General features: G+C 55.1%; 24 protein-coding genes. 19 read left to right on the forward strand and 5 right to left on the reverse strand.

What is annotated here, in order from left to right:
* Nucleotides 1–77 precede the first annotated feature (77 nt).
* From pdxB to hisP, 15 genes are all read left to right on the forward strand, one after another.
* Nucleotides 78–1,214: a 4-phosphoerythronate dehydrogenase PdxB gene (gene pdxB, locus E2L00_RS00230; protein WP_167605450.1), complete on the forward strand. Its 1,137-nt coding sequence runs from the start codon at nt 78–80 to the stop codon at nt 1,212–1,214.
* A 70-nt stretch (nt 1,215–1,284) separates the two neighbouring features.
* Nucleotides 1,285–2,298, forward strand: coding sequence for an aspartate-semialdehyde dehydrogenase (locus E2L00_RS00235; RefSeq protein WP_167605452.1), 1,014 nt, complete (start codon nt 1,285–1,287; stop codon nt 2,296–2,298).
* Complete coding sequence (truA, locus tag E2L00_RS00240) at nt 2,298–3,110, forward strand: tRNA pseudouridine(38-40) synthase TruA (RefSeq protein WP_167605454.1); 813 nt, start codon at nt 2,298–2,300, stop codon at nt 3,108–3,110. Before E2L00_RS00235 ends, truA begins: the two co-directional genes overlap by 1 nt.
* Before the next feature lie 28 nt (nt 3,111–3,138).
* Nucleotides 3,139–3,798 carry a DedA family protein gene (locus E2L00_RS00245; protein ID WP_167605456.1) on the forward strand — a complete coding sequence of 220 codons (660 nt, stop codon included), beginning with the start codon at nt 3,139–3,141 and terminating at the stop codon, nt 3,796–3,798.
* Between the two features lie 138 nt (nt 3,799–3,936).
* The gene (gene accD, locus E2L00_RS00250) at nt 3,937–4,857 is read left to right on the forward strand and encodes an acetyl-CoA carboxylase, carboxyltransferase subunit beta (protein ID WP_201279248.1); all 921 of its coding nucleotides are present in this window, start codon (nt 3,937–3,939) and stop codon (nt 4,855–4,857) included.
* A 77-nt stretch (nt 4,858–4,934) separates the two neighbouring features.
* Nucleotides 4,935–6,203: a bifunctional tetrahydrofolate synthase/dihydrofolate synthase gene (folC, locus tag E2L00_RS00255; RefSeq protein ID WP_167605458.1), complete on the forward strand. Its 1,269-nt coding sequence runs from the start codon at nt 4,935–4,937 to the stop codon at nt 6,201–6,203.
* Nucleotides 6,193–6,897 (forward strand): cell division protein DedD, encoded by a 705-nt coding sequence (gene dedD, locus E2L00_RS00260; RefSeq protein WP_167605460.1) that lies wholly within the window; start codon nt 6,193–6,195, stop codon nt 6,895–6,897. Before folC ends, dedD begins: the two co-directional genes overlap by 11 nt.
* Before the next feature lie 165 nt (nt 6,898–7,062).
* Nucleotides 7,063–7,551, forward strand: coding sequence for a colicin V production protein (gene cvpA, locus E2L00_RS00265; protein WP_167605462.1), 489 nt, complete (start codon nt 7,063–7,065; stop codon nt 7,549–7,551).
* 34 nt (nt 7,552–7,585) lie between these two features.
* Nucleotides 7,586–9,103 carry an amidophosphoribosyltransferase gene (gene purF, locus E2L00_RS00270; RefSeq protein WP_167605464.1) on the forward strand — a complete coding sequence of 506 codons (1,518 nt, stop codon included), beginning with the start codon at nt 7,586–7,588 and terminating at the stop codon, nt 9,101–9,103.
* A 132-nt stretch (nt 9,104–9,235) separates the two neighbouring features.
* Entirely contained in the window at nt 9,236–9,805 is a 570-nt protein-coding gene (locus tag E2L00_RS00275) for a UbiX family flavin prenyltransferase (protein WP_167605466.1), read from the forward strand.
* Between the two features lie 283 nt (nt 9,806–10,088).
* Nucleotides 10,089–10,865 carry a lysine/arginine/ornithine ABC transporter substrate-binding protein ArgT gene (gene argT, locus E2L00_RS00280; RefSeq protein ID WP_167605468.1) on the forward strand — a complete coding sequence of 259 codons (777 nt, stop codon included), beginning with the start codon at nt 10,089–10,091 and terminating at the stop codon, nt 10,863–10,865.
* 165 nt (nt 10,866–11,030) lie between these two features.
* Nucleotides 11,031–11,813: a histidine ABC transporter substrate-binding protein HisJ gene (hisJ, locus tag E2L00_RS00285; protein WP_167605470.1), complete on the forward strand. Its 783-nt coding sequence runs from the start codon at nt 11,031–11,033 to the stop codon at nt 11,811–11,813.
* A gap of 130 nt (nt 11,814–11,943) precedes the next feature.
* Nucleotides 11,944–12,630 (forward strand): histidine ABC transporter permease HisQ, encoded by a 687-nt coding sequence (locus tag E2L00_RS00290; RefSeq protein WP_167605472.1) that lies wholly within the window; start codon nt 11,944–11,946, stop codon nt 12,628–12,630.
* Entirely contained in the window at nt 12,627–13,343 is a 717-nt protein-coding gene (locus tag E2L00_RS00295) for an ABC transporter permease (protein WP_167605474.1), read from the forward strand. The genes E2L00_RS00290 and E2L00_RS00295 overlap by 4 nt, the downstream gene beginning before the upstream one ends.
* Nucleotides 13,344–13,352: 9 nt before the next feature.
* Nucleotides 13,353–14,126, forward strand: coding sequence for a histidine ABC transporter ATP-binding protein HisP (hisP, locus tag E2L00_RS00300; RefSeq protein ID WP_167605476.1), 774 nt, complete (start codon nt 13,353–13,355; stop codon nt 14,124–14,126).
* Between the two features lie 31 nt (nt 14,127–14,157).
* On the opposite strand, the gene E2L00_RS00305 is transcribed toward hisP, so the two are convergent.
* The 3 genes from E2L00_RS00305 to yfcG all read right to left on the reverse strand — a co-directional run bounded on the left by E2L00_RS00305 (nt 14,158) and on the right by yfcG (nt 16,142).
* A complete protein-coding gene (locus E2L00_RS00305) occupies nt 14,158–15,051 on the reverse strand; it encodes a TIGR01777 family oxidoreductase (protein WP_167605478.1) in 894 nt (297 codons plus the stop codon).
* A gap of 22 nt (nt 15,052–15,073) precedes the next feature.
* Complete coding sequence (folX, locus tag E2L00_RS00310; RefSeq protein ID WP_167605480.1) at nt 15,074–15,442, reverse strand: dihydroneopterin triphosphate 2'-epimerase; 369 nt, start codon at nt 15,440–15,442, stop codon at nt 15,074–15,076.
* A 70-nt stretch (nt 15,443–15,512) separates the two neighbouring features.
* Nucleotides 15,513–16,142: a GSH-dependent disulfide bond oxidoreductase gene (yfcG, locus tag E2L00_RS00315; protein WP_167605482.1), complete on the reverse strand. Its 630-nt coding sequence runs from the start codon at nt 16,140–16,142 to the stop codon at nt 15,513–15,515.
* Nucleotides 16,143–16,294: 152 nt separating this feature from the next.
* Between yfcG and yfcF the strand changes: the two genes are divergently transcribed.
* From yfcF to yfcD, 3 genes are read left to right on the forward strand one after another with little or no spacing between them, the layout of a single operon-like run.
* Nucleotides 16,295–16,939, forward strand: coding sequence for a glutathione transferase (gene yfcF, locus E2L00_RS00320; protein WP_167605484.1), 645 nt, complete (start codon nt 16,295–16,297; stop codon nt 16,937–16,939).
* A 57-nt stretch (nt 16,940–16,996) separates the two neighbouring features.
* Nucleotides 16,997–17,581, forward strand: coding sequence for a phosphodiesterase (gene yfcE / locus E2L00_RS00325; protein ID WP_167605486.1), 585 nt, complete (start codon nt 16,997–16,999; stop codon nt 17,579–17,581).
* 26 nt (nt 17,582–17,607) lie between these two features.
* The gene (gene yfcD / locus E2L00_RS00330) at nt 17,608–18,150 is read left to right on the forward strand and encodes an NUDIX hydrolase YfcD (protein WP_167605488.1); all 543 of its coding nucleotides are present in this window, start codon (nt 17,608–17,610) and stop codon (nt 18,148–18,150) included.
* 64 nt (nt 18,151–18,214) lie between these two features.
* Here yfcD and E2L00_RS00335 read toward each other — a convergent pair whose 3' ends face one another.
* Entirely contained in the window at nt 18,215–19,834 is a 1,620-nt protein-coding gene (locus tag E2L00_RS00335; RefSeq protein WP_167605490.1) for an FGGY-family carbohydrate kinase, read from the reverse strand.
* 23 nt (nt 19,835–19,857) lie between these two features.
* Nucleotides 19,858–20,607 carry an SDR family oxidoreductase gene (locus E2L00_RS00340; protein ID WP_167605492.1) on the reverse strand — a complete coding sequence of 250 codons (750 nt, stop codon included), beginning with the start codon at nt 20,605–20,607 and terminating at the stop codon, nt 19,858–19,860.
* Between the two features lie 121 nt (nt 20,608–20,728).
* Between E2L00_RS00340 and E2L00_RS00345 the strand changes: the two genes are divergently transcribed.
* Nucleotides 20,729–21,739: a substrate-binding domain-containing protein gene (locus E2L00_RS00345; RefSeq protein ID WP_167605494.1), complete on the forward strand. Its 1,011-nt coding sequence runs from the start codon at nt 20,729–20,731 to the stop codon at nt 21,737–21,739.
* Nucleotides 21,740–21,760 lie beyond the last annotated feature (21 nt).

Raw genomic sequence — 21,760 nt, forward strand, 5'->3', positions numbered from 1 at the left:
GAGTTCGTTATGCCCGGACGCCAGATTATGGCACACTATCGGGCTTATTCTCGACGATTAACAGACAGGTAGCTAACGTGAAAATCCTCGTTGATGAAAATATGCCCTATGCCCGCGAATTGTTTAGCCGCGTAGGCGAGGTAACCGCTGTTGCAGGCCGTCCGATCCCGGTATCCGAACTTGCCGACGCGCAGGCGTTAATGGTGCGTTCAGTCACTAAAGTGAATGCCGATTTGCTCGATGGTAAAGACATCAAATTCGTGGGAACCGCCACGGCGGGCACGGACCATATTGATGAAGCTTACCTTGAGCGCGCGGGCATCGCGTTTTCTGCGGCGCCCGGCTGTAACGCCATAGCCGTAGTGGAATATGTTTTCTCCTCGCTGCTGATGCTGGCCGAACGCGATGGTTTCAGGCTGACCGACCGCACCGTGGGCATCGTTGGCGTGGGTAATGTGGGATCGCGCTTGCAGGCGCGCCTGCAAGCCTTCGGCGTGCGCACGCTGCTTTGCGATCCGCCACGCGCCGACCGCGGCGATGAAGAGGATTTCCAGCCGCTGGAGCGGCTTGTGCGTGAAGCCGACGTGCTGACGTTCCACACGCCGCTGTTCAAAGAGGGTCCTTATAAATCGCTGCATCTTGCCGATGAGCGGCTTATCTCAGCTCTTAAACCTGGCGCTGTATTAATCAACGCCTGTCGTGGCCCGGTGGTGGATAACGCCGCGCTACTGAAGTGCCTGAAAAACGGCCAGCGTCTCAGCGTAGTGCTCGACGTGTGGGAGCCGGAGCCTGAACTCAATGTCGAGCTGCTTAATCTTGTCGATATCGGCACGCCGCATATCGCAGGCTACACGCTGGAAGGTAAAGCTCGCGGCACCACGCAGGTGTTCGAAGCATTCAGCGATTTTATCGGTCAACGACAACAGGTTGCGCTGGATACGCTGCTTCCTGCGCCAGAATTTGGCCGTATCACGTTCCATGGCCCGCTCGATCAGGCCACGCTCAAAAGACTGGTTCATCTGGTGTATGATGTGCGCCGCGATGACGCGCCGCTGCGAAAAGTGGCAGGCCAGCCGGGCGAGTTCGACAAGCTGCGTAAAAATTACCAGGAGCGCCGTGAATGGTCATCGCTTTATATTCAGTGTGATGATGAAAGTGCGGCGACTACCCTGCAAAAACTGGGCTTTAACGCGGTTTATCATACCGCTCGTTAACCCTAATCTTCTGTCCCACCGGTCGCTGTCCCCGGTGGGATACTGTTTTTTAAGTCTGGAGTAAACCAACATGTCTGAAGGCTGGAATATTGCCGTTTTAGGTGCCACGGGTGCCGTAGGCGCGGCTGTTCTTGAACTGCTCGCCGAACGCCAGTTCCCGGTTGGTGAATTATACGCCCTCGCCCGTAACGAAAGCGCGGGGGAAAATCTGCGTTATGAAGGCAAAACGGTGATGGTGCAGGATGCCGAAGCGTTTGACTGGACGCAGGTGCAGCTGGCCTTTTTCGTCGCGGGCGCTGAAGCTTCCGCGCGTTACGCCGACGAAGCCGCCAATGCGGGCTGCCTGGTCATTGACTCAAGCGGCCTGTTTGCCCTTGAGCCAGACGTGCCGTTAGTGGTGCCGGACGTTAACCCGTTTGTGCTCGCCGATTACCGTAATCGTAACCTGGTTGCCGTGGCGGATAGCCTGACCAGCCAGCTACTGACAGCGCTGAAGCCGCTGATTGAGCAGGGCGGCCTGTCGCGCATCCAGGTGACTAACCTGCTGGCTGCTTCCGCGCGCGGTAAAGCTGCCGTTGACGCGCTGGCGGGGCAGAGCGCCCGTCTGCTTAACGGGTTGCCAATTGATGAAGAAGATCTGTTTGGTCGTCAGCTGGCGTTCAATATGCTGCCGCTGGTGCCGGACGCCGAAGGCAGCGTACGCGCGGAGCGTCGTCTGGTTAATGAAGTTCGTAAAGTGCTACAGGATGAAGCCCTGCCGATCTCCGCAAGCTACGTACAGGCGCCTATCTTCTACGGCCATGCGCAGATGGTAAATTTTGAAGCGATGCGTCCGCTTGCCGCAGAAGAAGCGCGTGATGCCTTCGGCCAGGTCGAAGACCTTGAGCTGTCTGAGGAAGGGCAGTTCCCGACTCAGGTGACCGACGCCTCCGGCAGCGCGCACCTTTCTGTCGGCTGCGTACAGAACGATTATGGCATGCCTGAGCAGATCCAGTTCTGGTCCGTTGCGGATAACGTCCGTTTCGGCGGCGCGCTGATGGCGGTGAAAACGGCTGAAAAATTAGTGCAGGAGTATATGTACTGATGTCCGAAGAGTTGCCAGAAATGCCGCGGCAAAAGATTGCGCTCGGCATTGAGTACGACGGCAGTAAATATTACGGCTGGCAGCGCCAGAATGAAGTGCGCAGCGTGCAGGAGAAGCTTGAAAAAGCGCTCTCTAAGGTGGCAAACGAGCCGATTAACGTGTTCTGCGCCGGACGCACCGACGCTGGCGTGCATGCCACCGGTCAGGTTGTGCATTTCGAAACGCGTATGCAGCGTAAAGATGCGGCGTGGACATTAGGCGTAAATGCGAATTTGCCTGGTGACATCGCGGTGCGGTGGGTTAAAGCTGTGCCGGACGATTTCCACGCCCGGTTCAGCGCAACGGCGCGTCGCTATCGCTATATTATTTATAACCAGCGTCTGCGTCCGGCGGTTCTCGCCCAGGGGGTGACGCATTTTTATCATCCTTTAGACGCGGAGCGGATGCAGCGAGCCGCGCAGTGTCTGCTGGGCGAGAACGATTTTACCTCGTTTCGCGCGGTACAGTGCCAGTCGCGCACGCCGTGGCGCAACCTGATGCATATCAACGTTACTCGCTATGGCGCCTACGTGGTGGTGGATATCAAAGCGAACGCTTTTGTCCATCATATGGTGCGAAACATTGTCGGAAGCCTGATGGAAATCGGCTGTGGCAACCAGGCGGAAGAGTGGATGGCCGAGCTGCTGGCGGCAAAAGATCGCACGCTTGCGGCAGCTACCGGCAAAGCAGAAGGTTTATATCTGGTATCCGTTGATTATCCAGAACGTTTTGCGTTACCTGAACCCCCTATGGGTCCGCTGTTTTTGAGCTGACTGATGCAGTCGAGAAAGGTAAGTCACTATGGATTTTATCCGCTTTATCGTTGATTTTATTTTGCATATTGATGTGCATCTGGCGGAGCTGGTCGCGCAATATGGCATCTGGGTTTACGCCATTCTGTTTGTGATTCTGTTTTGCGAAACGGGTCTGGTGGTGACGCCATTCCTGCCGGGGGATTCTCTGTTGTTCGTAGCCGGGGCGCTTGCCGCGTTGCCAACCAACGATCTGAACGTGCATACCATGGCTATTTTGATGATGATTGCCGCCATTGCCGGTGACGCCGTGAACTACACCGTCGGGCGGCTGTTTGGCGAAAAGCTCTTCAGTAATCCCAACTCGAGGATCTTCCGTCGCAGCTATCTCGACAAAACGCACGCTTTTTACGAGCGTCACGGCGGAAAAACGATTATCCTCGCGCGCTTCGTGCCGATTGTGCGAACCTTCGCACCGTTTGTCGCGGGCATGGGGCATATGTCTTATCGTCATTTTGCGATGTATAACGTCATTGGCGCGTTGCTGTGGGTGTTGCTGTTTACCTATGCTGGTTACCTGTTCGGTGATTTGCCGATTGTGCAGGAAAACCTGAAGCTGCTGATTGTGGCGATTATCCTGCTGTCGGTATTGCCCGGCGTCATCGAGATAATTCGCCATAAACGCGCGGCGGCACGCCTGCAAAAATAACTCCATAGCGCGGTTCGACCACTTTTTTATCCAAAGTCGCGGGCCGTTATGTTTTAATGAGCACCATTTACGGTCTGGGGCAGGTCACACTGCCGCAGAAAAACTGGCATCGACCAGGTTCAAGCAGAAAGGTCATCAATGAGCTGGATTGAACGAATTCTCAATAAGAGCAATATTACTCCCACCCGCAAGGCAAGCATCCCTGAAGGGGTGTGGACCAAGTGCGACAGCTGCGGCCAGGTCCTGTACCGCGCCGAGCTGGAACGCAATCTTGAAGTCTGCCCGAAGTGCGATCACCATATGCGTATGGCGGCGCGCGAGCGTCTGCATAGTCTGTTTGACGAAGACTCTATGGTGGAGCTGGGTAGTGAGCTTGAGCCGAAAGACGTGCTGAAGTTCAAAGATTCCAAAAAGTACAAAGATCGTCTGGCATCCGCCCAGAAAGAAACCGGCGAAAAAGACGCGCTTGTCGTGATGAAGGGAACGCTTCACGGTATGCCTGTTGTCGCCGCAGCCTTTGAATTTGCCTTTATGGGCGGTTCTATGGGTTCTGTGGTCGGCGCGCGCTTTGTTCGTGCCGTTGAGCAGGCGCTGGAAGATAACTGCCCGATGATCTGTTTCTCCGCTTCCGGCGGCGCCCGTATGCAGGAAGCGCTGATGTCGCTGATGCAGATGGCGAAAACCAGTGCTGCACTGGCGAAGATGCAGGAACGTGGCCTGCCCTATATCTCCGTGCTGACCGACCCGACCATGGGTGGCGTATCGGCAAGTTTTGCGATGCTTGGCGATCTGAATATCGCAGAGCCAAAAGCGCTAATCGGCTTCGCAGGCCCGCGCGTTATCGAGCAGACCGTGCGTGAAAAACTGCCGCCGGGCTTCCAGCGCAGCGAATTCCTGATCGAAAAAGGGGCGATCGACATGATCGTGCGTCGTCCTGATTTGCGTCTGAAACTGGCAAGCGTGCTGGCTAAATTCATGAATCTGCCGGCACCGGATCCGGACGCGCCGGGTGAACCCGTTGTGGTTCCGCCAGCGCCGGAAAAGGGTCAAGAGGCCTGATAGACAACCAAGGCAGGGCCGCTCGCGGAACTGCCTTTTTTCTTGAACCGTATTGAACCGCAGGCAGAACGGATATCATGGAAAAACATCTCATCCCTCAAGCCACGTCGCCCCTGGCCACGTGGCTTTGTTATCTGGAAAATCTCCACTCCCGGGCCATCGAGCTTGGCCTTGAGCGCGTGGAAAAAGTGGCGGCGACGCTCGATGTGCTTAAGCCTGCCCCAACGGTCTTTACCGTTGCGGGAACCAACGGCAAAGGCACCACCTGCCGCATCCTGGAAAGCGTATTAATTGCAGACGGCTACAGCGTGGGCGTCTACAGCTCCCCGCATCTGGTGCGCTACACCGAGCGCGTGCGTATACAAAATGAAGAGCTGGACGAGGCTTATCACACCGCAGCGTTTGCGCAGATTGAAGCCGCGCGCGGGGAAACCTCGCTCACCTATTTTGAATACAGCACGCTTTGTGCGCTGCTGCTGTTTAAGCAGCTGAACGTTGATGTGGTTATCCTGGAAGTTGGGCTGGGCGGTCGTCTGGACGCAACGAATATCGTTGATGCCGACGTCGCCGTAGTGACCAGTATCGCGCTGGATCACACCGACTGGCTGGGGCCGGATCGCGAAAGTATTGGGCGTGAAAAGGCGGGTGTGTTCCGCGGTGGAAAACCCGCCGTCGTTGGTGAACCGGATATGCCGAATACCATCGCAGACGTTGCGTCTGAAAAGGGCGCACAGCTGCTGCGCCGCGGCGTGGACTGGTCTTATAGCGTTGAGGAGAATAGCTGGCGCTTCAAAGACGGGCAGGGCGAGCTTACCGGGCTCCCGCTTCCGCTGGTGCCGCAGCCGAACGCCGCTACCGCGCTGGCCGCGCTGCGCGCAAGCTGGCTGGACGTTAGCGAAACCGCCATCCGCGCAGGAATAGAGAATGCTACCCTGCCGGGGCGCTTCCAGATTATCTCTGAGGCGCCGCGCGTTATTCTGGACGTGGCGCATAATCCACATGCTGCGGCTTACCTTGCTGACCGGCTCGCCCGGCTGCCAAAACAAGGGCGCGTGCTGGCGGTGATAGGTATGCTGCATGATAAAGATATTGCGGGCACGCTGGCCTGTTTGGCGGCTCAGGTCGATAGCTGGTATTGTGCTCCACTGGAAGGGCCTCGCGGTGCCACAGCGCAACAGCTGGTGGAACATCTGGGGGTCGGAGAGGTCTATGACAGCGTGGCGCAGGCCTGGCATGCGGCAATGGCGGCAGCCACGGCGACTGATACCGTGCTGGTGTGTGGTTCGTTCCACACGGTAGCCCACGTAATGGAAGCGCTGGACGCGGGGAGAGCAGGTGGCGAGTAAGTTTCAAAACCGATTAGTCGGAACCATTATTCTGGTCGCGCTGGGCGTTATCGTGCTGCCCGGCCTGCTTGACGGCCAGAAAAAACATTATCAGGACGAATTTGCGGCGATTCCTCTGGTGCCAAAGCCTGGCGATACGGATGAGCCTGACATGCTGCCTGCGGCAACTCAGGCCCTGCCTTCTCAGCCCCCGGAAGGGGCGGCGGCAGAGGTTCAGGCCGGTAATGCGTTTGCGCCAGGCTTAGACTCGGCAACGCTGCCAGGAGAGAACGGCGTGGATATCGACGAAGTTCCGCTCACGCACGAAAAACCGCCGCAGCCTAAACCTGTTGCCGAGAAGCCGAAACCTAAAGCGGTCGAAAAAGCGCAGACGAAGCCTGCGGTTGATCAAAACGAGCAAGCGCCTCAGACAGACAAACCTGGCAAACCCGAAGAGCAGCCTGCGCCAACCGGGAAAGCTTATGTCGTACAGCTGGGCGCGCTAAAAAACGCCGACAAAGTGAATGAAATTGTTGCTAAACTGCGTGGCGCCGGGTTCCGGGTTTACACCTCTCCGTCTACGCCGGTTCAGGGAAAAGTCACCCGTATTCTGGTCGGGCCGGACGCCTCAAAAGACAAACTGAAGTCCTCTTTAGGGGAGCTGAGTTCGCTTTCCGGGCTTAACGGCGTGGTGATGAATTACACCGTTCGCTAGGCGAATCAGCTGGCTCAGAAGGGCAACTTTTTAATGGCGTTGAACATTAATTCAGCGCCATTATTTATTTACGCGGGGGAAGGAAATCCCTACGCAAACGTTTTCTTTTTCTGTTAGAATGCGCCCCGAACTGGACGTCAGGGCGATTTATCGCGAGATTTGGTCATGGTCTGGATAGATTACGCCATTATTGCTGTTATCGGCTTTTCGGCTCTGGTTAGTGTGATTCGTGGCTTTGTCCGCGAAGCTTTATCGCTGGTGACCTGGGGATGCGCTTTTTTTGTCGCCAGCCATTACTACACTTACCTGGCAGTCTGGTTCACAGGCTTTGAAGACGAACTGGTACGTAATGGGATTGCTATCGCGATACTGTTTATCGCGACACTTATCGTCGGCGCGATTGTCAATTATGTGATTGGCGCGCTGGTGGAGAAAACCGGCCTGTCGGGTACAGACAGGGTGTTGGGGATCTGTTTCGGTGCGCTACGCGGTGCGCTGATTGTCGCCGCCATTCTGTTCTTTCTTGATACATTCACCGGTTTTTCGAAAAGTGATGACTGGCAAAAGTCGCAGCTTATCCCGCAATTCAGTTTCATCATCAGATGGTTCTTTGACTATCTGCAAAGCTCGTCAAGTTTCTTGCCCCGGTCATAAGGCGGGGGTTGTGGCTTAATGAGGAAAAGACAACATGTGCGGTATTGTCGGTATCGCCGGTTTCATGCCGGTCAACCAGTCGATCTATGACGCGTTAACGGTGCTTCAGCACCGTGGGCAGGATGCCGCAGGCATCGTCACCATTGATGCTTTAAATTGCTTCCGTCTTCGTAAAGCAAATGGCCTGGTGAGCGATGTATTTGAAGCCCGCCACATGCAACGTATGCAGGGTAATATGGGTATCGGCCACGTCCGCTATCCAACCGCTGGCAGCTCCAGCGCATCAGAAGCACAGCCCTTCTACGTTAACTCCCCGTACGGTATTACGCTTGCCCACAACGGCAACCTGACCAACGCCCACGAACTGCGTAAAAAGCTGTTCGAAGAGAAACGTCGCCACATTAACACCACCTCAGATTCTGAAATTCTGCTCAATATCTTTGCCAGCGAGCTGGATAACTTCCGCAATTATCCGCTGGAAGCGGACAACATTTTTGCCGCTATTGCCGCCACTAACCGCCAGATTCGCGGCGCTTATGCCTGCGTGGCGATGATCATCGGACACGGCATGGTCGCATTCCGCGATCCAAACGGCATTCGTCCGCTGGTGTTGGGCAAACGCGAGCTGGGCGACGGACGCACCGAATATATGGTGGCATCCGAGAGCGTGGCGCTCGATACCCTGGGCTTCGAATTCCTGCGCGACATCGCGCCGGGCGAAGCGGTGTATATCACCGAGGCCGGGCAACTCTTCACCCGCCAGTGCGCAGACAACCCGACCAGCAACCCATGCTTGTTCGAGTACGTTTACTTTGCGCGTCCGGATTCCTTCATCGATAAAATCTCCGTTTACAGCGCGCGCGTGGAAATGGGCAAAAAGCTCGGTGAAAAAATCGCCCGCGAGTGGGAAGACCTGGATATTGACGTGGTCATTCCAATCCCGGAAACCTCCTGTGATATCGCGCTGGAAATCGCCCGTATTCTCGATAAGCCGTACCGCCAGGGCTTCGTGAAAAATCGCTACGTTGGCCGCACCTTTATCATGCCGGGCCAGCAGCTACGCCGTAAATCCGTGCGCCGCAAACTCAACGCCAACCGCGCTGAGTTCCGGGATAAGAACGTGCTGCTGGTGGATGACTCTATCGTCCGCGGCACCACGTCCGAGCAAATTATTGAGATGGCGCGTGAAGCGGGCGCGAAGAAAGTTTACCTGGCTTCTGCCGCGCCGGAAATTCGCTTCCCGAACGTCTACGGTATTGATATGCCAAGCGCCAACGAGCTGATTGCTCACGGCCGTGAAGTAGATGAAATCCGCCAGATCATCGGCGCAGACGGGCTGATTTTCCAGGATCTGGACGATCTTATCGATGCGGTACGCGTCGAGAACCCGGATATCACGCAGTTTGAATGTTCGGTATTTAACGGCGTATACGTCACCAAAGACGTTGACCACAAGTATCTCGAATACCTTGAATCCCTGCGTAACGACGATTCCAAAGCGCTGCTGCGTCAGAACGAAGTTGAAAACTTAGAGATGCATAACGAGGGTTAATCACTTCTTTTCGCGAATCCTCCTGACCCTCTCCCTCAAGGGAGAGGGAACTGGATCGAGAGTGACCGCTCCTTGCATCCATCCCCATCTTGCGGCAAAGTCAGCCCAGATAATTACTACGGGTTGAAAAACATGAAACGGTTAATTGTTGGAATTTCAGGTGCCAGCGGCGCAATTTATGGTGTGCGACTGCTTAAGGTGCTGCAACAGGTACCGGAGGTGGAAACCCATCTCATCATGAGCAATGCGGCCCGTCAGACCCTCAGCCTTGAAACCGATTTATCCCTGCGTGACGTGCAGGCGCTGGCCAATGTGGTGCATGACGCCCGCGATATCGCCGCAAGTATCTCTTCCGGCTCGTTTAAGACGCATGGCATGGTCGTATTGCCTTGCTCAATCAAAACGCTCTCAGGCATTGTTCATAGTTATACAGACGGATTGTTGACGCGAGCCGCAGACGTGGTGCTTAAAGAGCGTCGTCCGCTGGTGCTTTGCGTGCGTGAAACCCCGCTGCACCTTGGCCATTTGCGCCTGCTGACCCAGGCGGCTGAACTGGGCGCGGTGATTATGCCGCCGGTGCCTGCGTTCTATCATCGCCCACAAACGCTCAATGACGTTATCGACCAGACGGTTAACCGCGTGCTGGATCAGTTCGACATCGATCTGCCTGCCGATTTATTTACGCGCTGGCAGGGTGCCTGAAGGGTGCGCCAGCGTGGTGCGTCACAAAACCGTCTGCATCAATTTGGGGCAATTTTGTAACCCCGATCGCTTTTGCGAGATTTAGTCCGCATTTTGCCTGGTAAAGGCTTTGCCCCTTCGTCAGACCTGCTATCTTTCAACCAGACGACGCAGTTGCAACGTTTTATTAACATAAAACCACGCACTTTCTTTTACGCAGGGAAAAGTGGCATGAGAACTGCAACTCCTCGTTCGCAACACCACATGACATCACACATAATAAGAGACAACTTGAGGGTTATCTATGAAGAAGCAGGTTCTCGCTCTGTCTTTGCTGCTGGGCCTTACCAGCACCGTTTACGCAGCAATCCCGCAGAACGTTCGTATTGGTACGGACGCCACCTATGCACCGTTCTCTTCTAAAGATGCGAAAGGGGATTTTGTCGGCTTTGATATCGATCTTGGTAACGAGCTTTGCAAACGCATCAACACCAAATGTACCTGGGTAGGCAGCGACTTTGACGCGCTGATTCCTTCTTTGAAAGCAAAGAAAATCGACGCGATTATCTCCTCGCTGTCCATCACTGAAAAGCGCCAGCAGGAAATCGCCTTCTCTGACAAACTCTATGCGGCTGACCCACGGCTGATCGCCAGCAAAGGCTCGCCAATCCGGCCGACCCTTGAGTCGCTAAAAGGTAAACACGTTGGCGTGTTGCAGGGCTCTACTCAGGAAGCGTTTGCTAACGCCGAGTGGCGTCCGAAAGGCATTGACGTGGTGGCTTATGCAAACCAGGACCTGATTTATTCTGACCTGGCCGCAGGCCGTCTGGACGCGGCATTCCAGGATGAAACCGCCGCCAGTGAAGGTTTCCTGAAACAGCCAGCGGGTAAAGAGTTTGCTTTTGCAGGGCCTGCCGTGAAAAACAAACAGTACTTTGGCGATGGCACCGGTATCGGTTTGCGTAAAGACGACGCTGAGCTAAAAGCTGCTTTCGATAAAGCACTCGCTGAAATGCGTAAAGATGGCACCTACGACAAATTTGCCAAAAAGTACTTCGATTTTAATGTTTACGGCGAATAAGATTTTCCCGTAGTCTGTGGCCCGGTTATGCATATATCATTAACCGGGCTGGATAAAAATGCAGTGCTGGAGCCTTGTTGGCCGCGCGTTTTTATTGCATTTTATTCATCCTGATTAGCCAGAACACGGCATTAGCGCTAAAAAGACAGTCTATCGAGGATAATTATGAAAAAGTTGGTGTTGTCCCTTTCTCTGGTGCTGGCATTTTCCAGCCTTTCCACAGCATTCGCCGCTATTCCCAAAAACGTCCGTATCGGCACCGATCCGACCTATGCCCCGTTTGAATCGAAAAATGCCCAGGGTGAATTAGTCGGTTTTGATATAGATCTGGCGAAAGAACTCTGCAAACGCATCGAAACCAACTGTACCTTCGTTGAAAATCCTCTTGATGCGCTGATCCCTTCCCTGAAAGCGAAAAAAATCGACGTCATTATGTCATCGCTTTCTATCACCGAAAAACGCCAGCAGGAGATCGCCTTCACCGACAAGCTGTACGCGGCCGATTCCCGCCTGGTGGTAGCCAAAGGTTCCCCAATCCAGCCAACGCTGGAGTCGCTGAAGGGTAAACGCGTAGGCGTGCTGCAGGGCACCACTCAGGAAACCTACGGCAACATTCACTGGGCGCCGAAAGGCATTGAGATTGTCTCTTATCAGGGCCAGGACTCCATCTACGCCGACCTGACGGCAGGCCGCATCGATGCCGCATTCCAGGATGAAGTTGCGGCCAGCGAAGGCTTCCTCAAGCAGCCAATCGGCAAAGATTACCAGTTTGGCGGCCCTTCCATTAAAGACAACAAGCTGTTTGGCGTGGGCACCGGTATGGGGCTGCGTAAAGACGATACCGAACTGCGTGAAGCGCTAAACAAAGCCTTTGCCGAGATGCGCAAGGACGGCACTTACGAGACGCTGGCGAAGAAATATTTCGATTTTGACGTTTACGGTGGTTAACAGTGTCGTAGGGTGGATAGGCGTAAGCGCCGCCACCATTGATACAAATTGTGGCGGGTGGCGCACGCAATGCTTACTCGCCCCTACACTTAGCTGAATTTGTGCAGACACTGACGACAGGATACGCACCATGTTGTATGGCTTTTCTGAAGTGATATTTAAAGGGGCGCTCGTCACGCTGGAACTGGCGCTAAGCTCCGTTATCCTGGCCGTGGTGATTGGTCTTGCCGGTGCGGGTGCCAAATTATCAAAAAATCGTCCGCTGGCGCTGCTGTTTGAAGGCTATACCACGCTTATTCGTGGCGTGCCGGATTTGGTGCTGATGCTGCTGATTTTCTATGGCCTGCAAATGCTGCTCAACAGCATTACCGATGCCTTAGGCATGGCGCAGTTTGATATCGACCCGATGGTCGCCGGTATTATTACGCTTGGTTTTATCTATGGCGCTTATTTTACCGAAACCTTCCGCGGGGCTTTTCTCGCCGTGCCAGGCGGGCATATCGAAGCTGCAACGGCCTTCGGTTTTACCGGATCGCAAACCTTCCGCCGCATACTTTTCCCCGCCATGATGCGCTACGCCTTACCCGGCATCGGCAACAACTGGCAGGTTATTCTGAAAGCGACGGCGCTGGTCTCGTTATTAGGCCTGGAAGACGTGGTGAAAGCGACGCAGCTGGCCGGGAAAACCACCTGGCAGCCGTTCTATTTTGCGATTGTCGCCGGCGTTATTTATCTGGTGTTTACTACCCTTTCTAACGGTGTGCTGCTCTGGCTTGAACGCCGCTACTCTGTAGGCGTGAAGAGGGCCGAGCTATGATCGAGATTATTCAGGAATACTGGAAATCCCTGCTGTGGACGGATGGCTATCGCTTCACCGGCGTGGCTATCACGCTGTGGCTGCTGATTTCGTCCGTTGTGATGGGCGGCATTCTGGCGCTGTTCTTCGCCATCGGGCGCGTCTCAAGCAATAAATTCATCGCTTTCCCGATCTGGTTATTTACCTATGTTTTCCGCGGTACGCCGCTGTATGTGCAGCTACTGGTTTTTTATTCCGGTATGTACACGCTGGAAGTGGTGAAGGGCACCGTGCTGCTAAACGAGTTCTTCCGCAGCGGGTTAAACTGCACCATCCTGGCGCTGACGCTTAACACCTGCGCCTACACGACGGAGATTTTTGCCGGTGCCATCCGTTCGGTTCCGCACGGCGAAATTGAAGCCGCGCGGGCATACGGCTTTTCACGCGTGAAGATGTATCGCTGCATTATTTTGCCATCGGCACTGCGTATCGCACTGCCGGCGTACAGCAACGAAGTCATTTTAATGCTGCACTCCACCGCGCTGGCGTTCACCGCCACCGTGCCGGATCTGCTGAAAATCGCCCGTGATATTAACTCCGCAACCTACCAGCCGTTTACCGCGTTCGGTATCGCTGCGGTGTTGTACCTGATTATCTCTTACGTGCTGATAAGCCTGTTCCGCCGCGCGGAAAAACGCTTTATGCAGCATGTTAAACCCAGCTCTTCGCACTGAGTGGTTTCCATGGCTGAAAATAAATTAAACGTTATTGATTTGCACAAACGCTACGGCGAACATGAAGTGCTCAAAGGGGTTTCTTTGCAGGCCAACGCTGGCGATGTCATTAGCATCATCGGTTCGTCCGGCTCGGGGAAAAGTACGTTTTTGCGCTGCATTAACTTTCTCGAAAAGCCGAGCGAAGGCACCATTGCGGTAAGCAATCAGAACATCAATCTGGTGCGCGACAAAGATGGTCAGCTAAAAGTTGCGGATAAAAATCAATTGCGCCTGCTGCGTACCAGGCTAACCATGGTATTTCAGCACTTCAACCTGTGGAGCCACATGACGGTGCTGGAAAACGTTATGGAAGCGCCGATACAGGTGTTGGGGCTGAGCAAACAGGAAGCCAAAGAGCGCGCGATTAAATACCTCGCGAAAGTGGGGATTGACGAGCGCCAGCAGGCGAAATACCCGGTGCATCTTTCCGGCGGTCAGCAGCAGCGCGTTTCAATAGCTCGCGCGCTGGCGATGGAGCCGGAAGTGTTACTGTTTGATGAACCAACCTCTGCGCTGGACCCGGAGCTGGTGGGCGAAGTGCTGCGCATCATGCAAAAACTGGCGGAAGAGGGGAAAACCATGGTCGTCGTAACGCACGAAATGGATTTTGCCCGCCATGTTTCCAGCCACGTGATTTTCCTGCATCAGGGGCGCATTGAAGAAGAGGGCGCGCCGGACGAGCTGTTCGGCAACCCGAAAAGCGCGCGTTTGCAGCAGTTTTTATCCGGCTCGTTGAAATAAAAAATAAACCCCGTGAAAACGGGGTTTATTTTTAACGCACCACATCTCCCAAAGCTTCTTCCAGATCGAAATACCGGAAGCCAAATCCGGACTCCTCAAGCCGCTTAGGCAGCGCGCGCTGCCCGCCCAGCACCAGAACCGCAGATTCTCCCATCATCAGCCTCACCGCTGTCGCAGGGGCACGCATAAAGGCCGGGCGATTCAGTACGTGCCCAAGAGAGTGGGAAAACTGTTCGTTGCGTACGGGGTAGGGCGAAACCATATTGAACGGGCCGCGCAGATCGTTATTCAACAGCCAGAGGATGCCGTTGACCATATCATCGATGTGGATCCACGCCAGGTATTGGCGGCCAGAGCCCACCGGCCCGCCAAGTCCTAAGCGAAAAACCGGCAGCAGCTTTGCCAGGATGCCGCCTTTGGGCGCCAGCACAGCGCCGGTGCGCAGCAGGCAAACGCGGGTGTTTTCGCTTTGCGCGCCGCAGGCGATTTGTTCCCAACGGGAGCAAAGTTTATGGGTAAATTCGTTGTGCGGCGGTTCATCTTCGGTGACCACCACTTCGCCCAGATCGCCGTAGTAACCTACGGCAGAGCCGGAAATCAGAACGGAAGGCGGCGTCTGGCTTGCTTTGAACATTTCGACCAGGCGATCGGTAATCTGCCAGCGGCTCTGGCACAGGCGCTGCTTTTGCGTTTCCGACCAGCGTTTATCGGCGATGGATTCGCCCGCGAGGTTAACGACGGCGTCAAAACCGTCGAGATTTGCATGGTCGTTCAGGCCTTTCCACAGCGTGACGCGGGAGTCGAGCTTAGTACGAGCCTTGTCCGGATCCCTTGTCACTACGGTAACGCTGTGCCCGGTTTCCAGCAGTCGCGGAACCAGATGGCTGCCAATAAGCCCGGTGCCGCCGGTAATCAGTATCTGCATGCGCCTCTCCTGTCGGGTGCGCCTACCTTCGCCAGCTCATGGTCATTGATACCGAGTCGGCATAACGCAGCGCGTGAAGTTTATCGATCTCTACTTCAGCATACGACACCCATGGATGGTCACATGCGATATTGAGCACATCCTGAGTTAATTTTTCCAGCAGAGAGAAGCGGTTATTCTCCACTAACTGAATGATGCTCTTGGTGATGGTGCGGTAGTTAAGCGCATCGTTGATGTCTTCACTGGCGCGGGCCCGGTCTGCGGGATAATAAATCGCGACGTTGACGACGATATCCTGACGGTTGGCGATCTCTTCTTCTTTAATGCCGATAAAAGTGCGCAGGCGGAGATTTTTAATGCGGATAATAGCGTCTGGCTGAGGGGATGACATTGCAGGTTTCCTCCGTGTATAGCTTCCCGCCACAGATTACACCACAGCGGGAAGATTTAGACACGCGGCCTTAGAGGATTTCCGCCTGTTGGTAAGCCCGTTCCGTTGCCGGGCGCGAGTGAATGCGTTCAAACCAGTTTTTTACTGCGGGATAGGTAGCCAGATCGATGCGCTGACGTTCGTGAGAAACCGTCCACGGGTAAGTGGCGATATCAGCAATGCTGTATTCCTGCCCGCCCAGCCAGGGCGATTTTTCCAGCTGCCTGTTGAGCACGCCATACAAACGCTGGGTTTCTACCTGATAGCGCTCAATGGCGTAGGGAACGGTCTGTGGCGCAAAATGGTTGAAGTGATGATTCTGCCCCAGCATCGGGCCGAATCCGCCGACCTGCCAGAAGAGCCATTGCAGGGTATGGGCGCGTTCGCGGAGATCTTTGCTGAGCAGCAAATTCGTTTTCTCTGCCAGATAGAGCAAAATTGCCCCGGATTCAAAAATGCTTAACGGGCCGCTGCCGTCGGCGGGCAGATTGTCGACTATCGCCGGGATTTTGTTGTTCGGGGCGATGGCAAGGAATTCCGGCCTGAACTGATCCCCTTTGCCAATATCAATACGATGAACGTTGTAATCCAGCCCCGCTTCTTCCAGAAATAGCGTAATTTTGTGGCCATTTGGCGTTGGTGCGTAGAAGAGATCGATCATGGTCAAACTCCGTCATATCAGTTTTCTGCAAACCTTTGCAGTATAGGCTTTATGGGGTGAGACGGGTGACCAAAGTTGAAGTTTGCTCAGGTGACAGCTACGGTTTTTCGCTATATGTTCAGGAGTCGCAAGCGTTGATAACGAGGATAAAAATGAGCCAGCCTGCAATAACACTTTGGTCCGATGCCGACTATTTCAGTCCCTATGTGCTTTCGGTCTATGTCGCCCTGAATGAGAAAGGGCTTAACTTCGCCTTACAAACCGTCGATCTCGCCGCCGGGCAAAATTTGCAGCCTGGCTGGCAGGGCTACGATCTCACGCGCCGGGTGCCGGTGCTTGCGGTAGGTGATTTTGTCCTCAGCGAATCCTCAGCTATTGATGAATATCTGGAAGAGCGCTTTGCGCCGCCAACCTGGGAGCGTATCTATCCTCTCGACATTGAAAAGCGTGCGCGAGCGCGCCAGATTCAGGCCTGGCTGCGCAGCGATTTGATGCCGATCCGCGAAGAGCGCCCGACGGACGTCGTTTTTGGCGGCGCGAAAAAGCCAGCGCTGAGCGACGCGGGCCTGAAGGCCGCCGAGAAACTGATCTCGACGGTTGAAGCTGTGTTGCCAGAAGGCCAGCAAAACCTGTTTGGCGAGTGGTGTATCGCCGATACGGATCTTGCCCTGATGCTGAACCGGCTGATCCTAAACGCCGACGATGTGCCCGAACGCCTGCAGGAGTATGCGGCGTTCCAGTGGCAGCGAGCTTCCGTGCAGCGCTATATAGCCCGTTCAGCGAAGCGAGCGGGCTGATTCGCACGGCTTTGTTCGCTATCATTAAGCCCGCTAGCATACAAGAGATGTGGATTTATGAAGCTGATGTTTGTCTCGGATATTCATGGGTCGCTGCCGGCAATCGAGAAAGCGCTGGCAATTTTTGCGCAAAGCGGCGCCCAGTGGCTTATTTTAGTTGGCGATTTGCTCAACCATGGGCCGCGCAATGCCCTGCCGGAGGGATACGATCCGGCGGCGGTAGCGCAGCGGCTTAACGGCGTGGCGGATAAAATCATCGCCGTACGCGGCAATTGCGACAGCGAATTTGATCAGCTGCTGTTGCACTTTCCCATTACCGCGCCTTTTGCCCAGATTCTGTTGCCGGGACAGCGTTTATTTGTTACCCACGGTCATCTCTTTAATCCTGATAATTTGCCACCTTTGGCACCACACGACGCGCTGATTTTCGGCCATACTCATCTTCCGGTAGCTGAAAAACGTGACGGGCTTTATTTCTTCAACCCGGGTTCCGTGAGCATGCCGAAAGGGGATTTTGAAGCGAGCTACGGTATGTTGAATGACGGTGTTCTGACCGTTCACACGCTGAATAATGATGGGGTTATTGCGCAGGTCGGCATTACCCCGTACCTTACCGTTTGTAAAACCGATAACGCGCCGTAAGAGCGCCCTTTAGAGAAGGTTTCCCGATGGTGGAACAGAGTCATGTTGTTGGCACGGAATGGGTGGATATTGTCAATGAAGACAATGAAGTGATAGCGCAAGCCAGCCGCGAGCAAATGCGCGCGCAGCGGTTACGCCATCGCGCTACCTATATTGTCGTTCATGACGGTATGGGCAAAATTCTGGTGCAGCGCCGCACTGAGACGAAAGACTTCCTGCCGGGCATGCTGGATGCCACTGCGGGGGGCGTCGTTCAGTCTGATGAACAGCTTCTCGATTCTGCGCGTCGCGAGGCGGAAGAAGAGTTAGGTATCGCCGGTGTTCCCTTTGCCGAACATGGTCAGTTCTATTTCGAAGATGAGCACTGTCGTGTATGGGGCGGGTTATTCAGCTGCGTCTCGCACGGCCCGTTTGCGCTTCAGGAAGAAGAGGTCAGCGAAGTGAGCTGGATGTCTCCGGAAGAAATTACCGCCCGCTGTGATGAGTTCACTCCAGATTCGCTGAAAGCACTATCGCTGTGGATGACGCGCAACGCCAAAAATGAAAAGCAGTCGGCGACAGCGGAGTAATTTCAGTTTTTCAGGGCGGATAAGCCTGCGCCATCCGCCCTGCGATATTATCCCGTTCCTGCCTTCAGCAATCCCGCAAGGTCTTAGCCGTTTGCTGTAAGAGCTTATAGCTCTCATAGCGCGCCCGGTGCGTCTGGCGATAAGCTTCCCGGGGCTCAAACTGCCTGTCCAGCTTCGTCATCAACGACATGGCCTCATTTACGGTTGCGGCCCTGTTTCCGGCGACGGCTCCCAGAATCGCCGAGCCTAACAGTACCGGCTCGCTGCATTTCGTGGAGAGGATCGGCAGATCGCAGGCGTCGGCGAGCAGTTGGCGGACCAGCGGATGCTGACCCGCGCCGCCGCTGATGGCGATTTTATCCGTCTTAACGCCCTGCTGGCGTTGCGCATCAACGATCTGCCGCAGCCCGTAACCAATACCGCATAAACCGGCGATATACAGGGCGACCAGATTATCCAGATCCCTCTCCATGCCTAATCCGGCGATCGCCGCCCGGGCATGAGGATCGGCGAACGGCGCGCGGTTGCCTAAAAATTCAGGCACGACATGTATACCGCGAGCCAGCTCGATGGCGCTTGAAGGATCGGTGAGTTTAGCCAGCGCCAGGTCGGCCAGGTAAACCGGTAACGGGACGTTAAGCGCCTGAGCCTGTGCGCTTGCCTCGGCAGCGGCGGGATGGAGAGCCACCAGCCGATCGATAGCGGCGCCAGCAGCGCTTTGTCCGCCTTCGCTTAGCCACATGCCCGGCACCATCGCAGAATAGTAAGGACCCCACACGCCGGGAATATAAACGGGTTTCTCTGTGGAGGTCATCGTGCAGGCGGAGGTGCCAAAAACCCAGGCAAGGTTGTGCAGCGCGCCATTATCCACGCCCGCCGTGCCGATCCCGCCCGCGTGGGCGTCAATCATACCGATGGCGACAGGCGTGCCGACAGATAAGCCCATCTCATCAGCCGCAGCGGCGCTGAGCCCCTGGCCGCAGGGTGTTCCAGGCTCCATGATTTGCTGACCGATACGCACAAATTCCTCGTCCGCCAGCTCATCGAGCCCAATGGTGCGGAAGTAGTCGGGGTCCCAGCGCTTTTCGTGTGCCAGATAGGTCCATTTACAGGTGACCGTGCAGGTTGAGCGGGCCAGATCGCCCGTGGCGCGCCAGGTGAGAAAGTCCGCCAGGTCGAAAAACTGCCAGGCCTTATCATAAACGTCCCGGCGGTTCTCCTTCAGCCAGAGGATTTTCGGGGTTTCCATCTCCGGTGAAATTTTACCCCCGACATATTGCAAAACGGGATGCTCAGTGGCGTTGATTCGTTCGGCCTGCCCGGTGGCGCGATGATCCATCCAGACAATAATATTGCGCTCCGGATAGCTGGCATCGCCTACCGGCAGCGGTTCGCCGTCTTGCCCCAGCACCACGAGGGAACAGGTAGCATCAAAACCGATGCCGCTCACGCTTGCCGGTGATACGCCAGCCGCGCTGACCGCTTCGCGAATGCTCTGACATACCGCCTGCCAGATTTCGCTACTGGACTGCTCAACTTTATTTCCCGCGTAGCGATGCAGCGTGACAGGACGCGTGGCGTGGGCAAGCAAATGCCCTGAAAGATCGAAAATCCCGGCGCGCACGCTGCCCGAACCGACATCCACTCCGATAAGGGTATTTTTTTCTATAGTTTCATTTTTCATCTTCGTAACCGTTTCCCCTGGGATTAGAGATCGACGCTGTTCGGCAGGATGACCAGATCGCGAACGGTTACGTTTTTATTGCGGGTGACCATAAACAGCACGGATTCTGCGACTTCAATCGGCTGCATCAGGCTGCCGTTCGCCAGGGCTTCTTCCATTTTTTCTTTCGGCCAGTCGTCCAGCAGGGCGGTGACCACCGGGCCCGGCAAGACTGCGCCTACGCGCACGCCGTACTGCGCAACCTGGCGACGGGTAGAGTGAACAAACGCCTGCACGGCGAATTTTGAGGCGGTATAAATCGGCTCCCAGATGACTGGCACCACGCCGGCAATGGAGCTGGTAAAGATGATGTCGCCTGATTTCTGGGCGATAAGGTGAGGCAGAACCGCGCGGACGCTGCGGAATGCGGCGTTAATATTCAGATTCAGCACGCGATCCCAGACGTCCGGGTCGCCTTCCGCTATCGGGCCGCCAATGTACGCCCCGGCGTTGGCATGGAAGATATCCAGGCGCCCGGCACGTTCCAGAATGCCGGTGAGTATATTATCGACCTGCTGCGGCTGCATAAGATCCACAACCAGCGCAAAGGCGTTTTCACCCATTTCCGCCGTCAGTTTTTCCAGCTTTTCGCCGTCACGGTCGATAAGCACAACTTTAGCGCCCGCAGCCAGCAGGGTTCTCGCACATTCAAGGCCGATACCTGAAGCAGCGCCGGTAATGGCAGCGACTTTCCCGCTAAGCGAGCTATTCATAGAGGATAAGGCAGTTTTCATTTTATAATCCTTGTCAGGTGGTCAGAATTTGTCATGCTATTATTTTTGCTCAATCGATAGAGCAGATTTAGCACCAGATGAAATTTGCGGCAAGCAGGATAAAAAACAGAGAGAAAAATTTGTGATACGCGCCAGGAAAACAAAGAAAATTACCATTTACGATTTGGCGGAAATGACGGGCGTTTCGGCCAGCGCGGTTAGCGCGATCCTTAACGGCAACTGGAAGAAACGCCGCATCAGCGCAAAACTGGCGGAGAAGGTAACGCAGGTAGCGCAGGAGCAGGGATACGCCGTTAATCGTCAGGCCAGCCTGCTGCGAAAAGAGAAATCACGCGTCATCGGCATGATTGTGCCGAAATACGATAACCGCTATTTCGGTTCAATCGTTGAAAAGTTTGAAGAAATGGCGCGCGAGCGCGGCCTTTTCCCTATCATCACCTGCACCCGTCGTGACCCGGAGCTGGAGCTTGAAGCGGTGCGTACCATGCTTTCCTGGCAGGTGGAATGGGTGATCGCGACCGGCGCGACGCGGCCTGATGAAATCTCCGAGCTGTGCTCGCAGGCGGGCGTACCAACGTTAAACCTCGATCTGCCGGGCACGCTGGCGCCCTCGGTCATTTCAGATAATTATGCCGGAGCGAAGGCACTTACCGAACGTGTTTTGCTTACTGCGGAAAAGCGTTTCGGGAAAAAGGTCTCTTTAACTTTTGTCGGCGGCCGCCGCAATGACCACAACACCCGTGAACGCCTGCGCGGATTCCGCGATGCCCATCAGCAACGGGGATTGCCGGTGTTAGCGAAAAATATCTTTATTGAAGGCTATTCATCAAAACACGTGCAGGCGGCGCTGGTTGGGTTTACGCCCCCGGAAGACGGCGTTTATGGCCTGTTTGTGAATTCTACTATATCGCTTGAAGGCGTTGTGCAGTGGCTGGCCGCGCGAGGGGAAACGGGCGTTCAACAGCCGCCGATGGGCTGCTTTGACTGGGACCCGTTTGTTCCTCTGCTGGGACACGATATCGATATGGTTCGCCAGGATGTGCCCGCCATGCTGGAGGCGGTGTTTTCAGTGATTGATTCTGGCGACACCAAAATTCAGTGCATTGAAATTCCACCCACGCTCGTGCCGTGAGCCGCCGTTTTACAAGGCGCG

The sequence above is a fragment of the Cedecea colo genome (assembly GCF_011808225.1).
GTDB classification, from domain to species: domain Bacteria; phylum Pseudomonadota; class Gammaproteobacteria; order Enterobacterales; family Enterobacteriaceae; genus Dryocola; species Dryocola colo.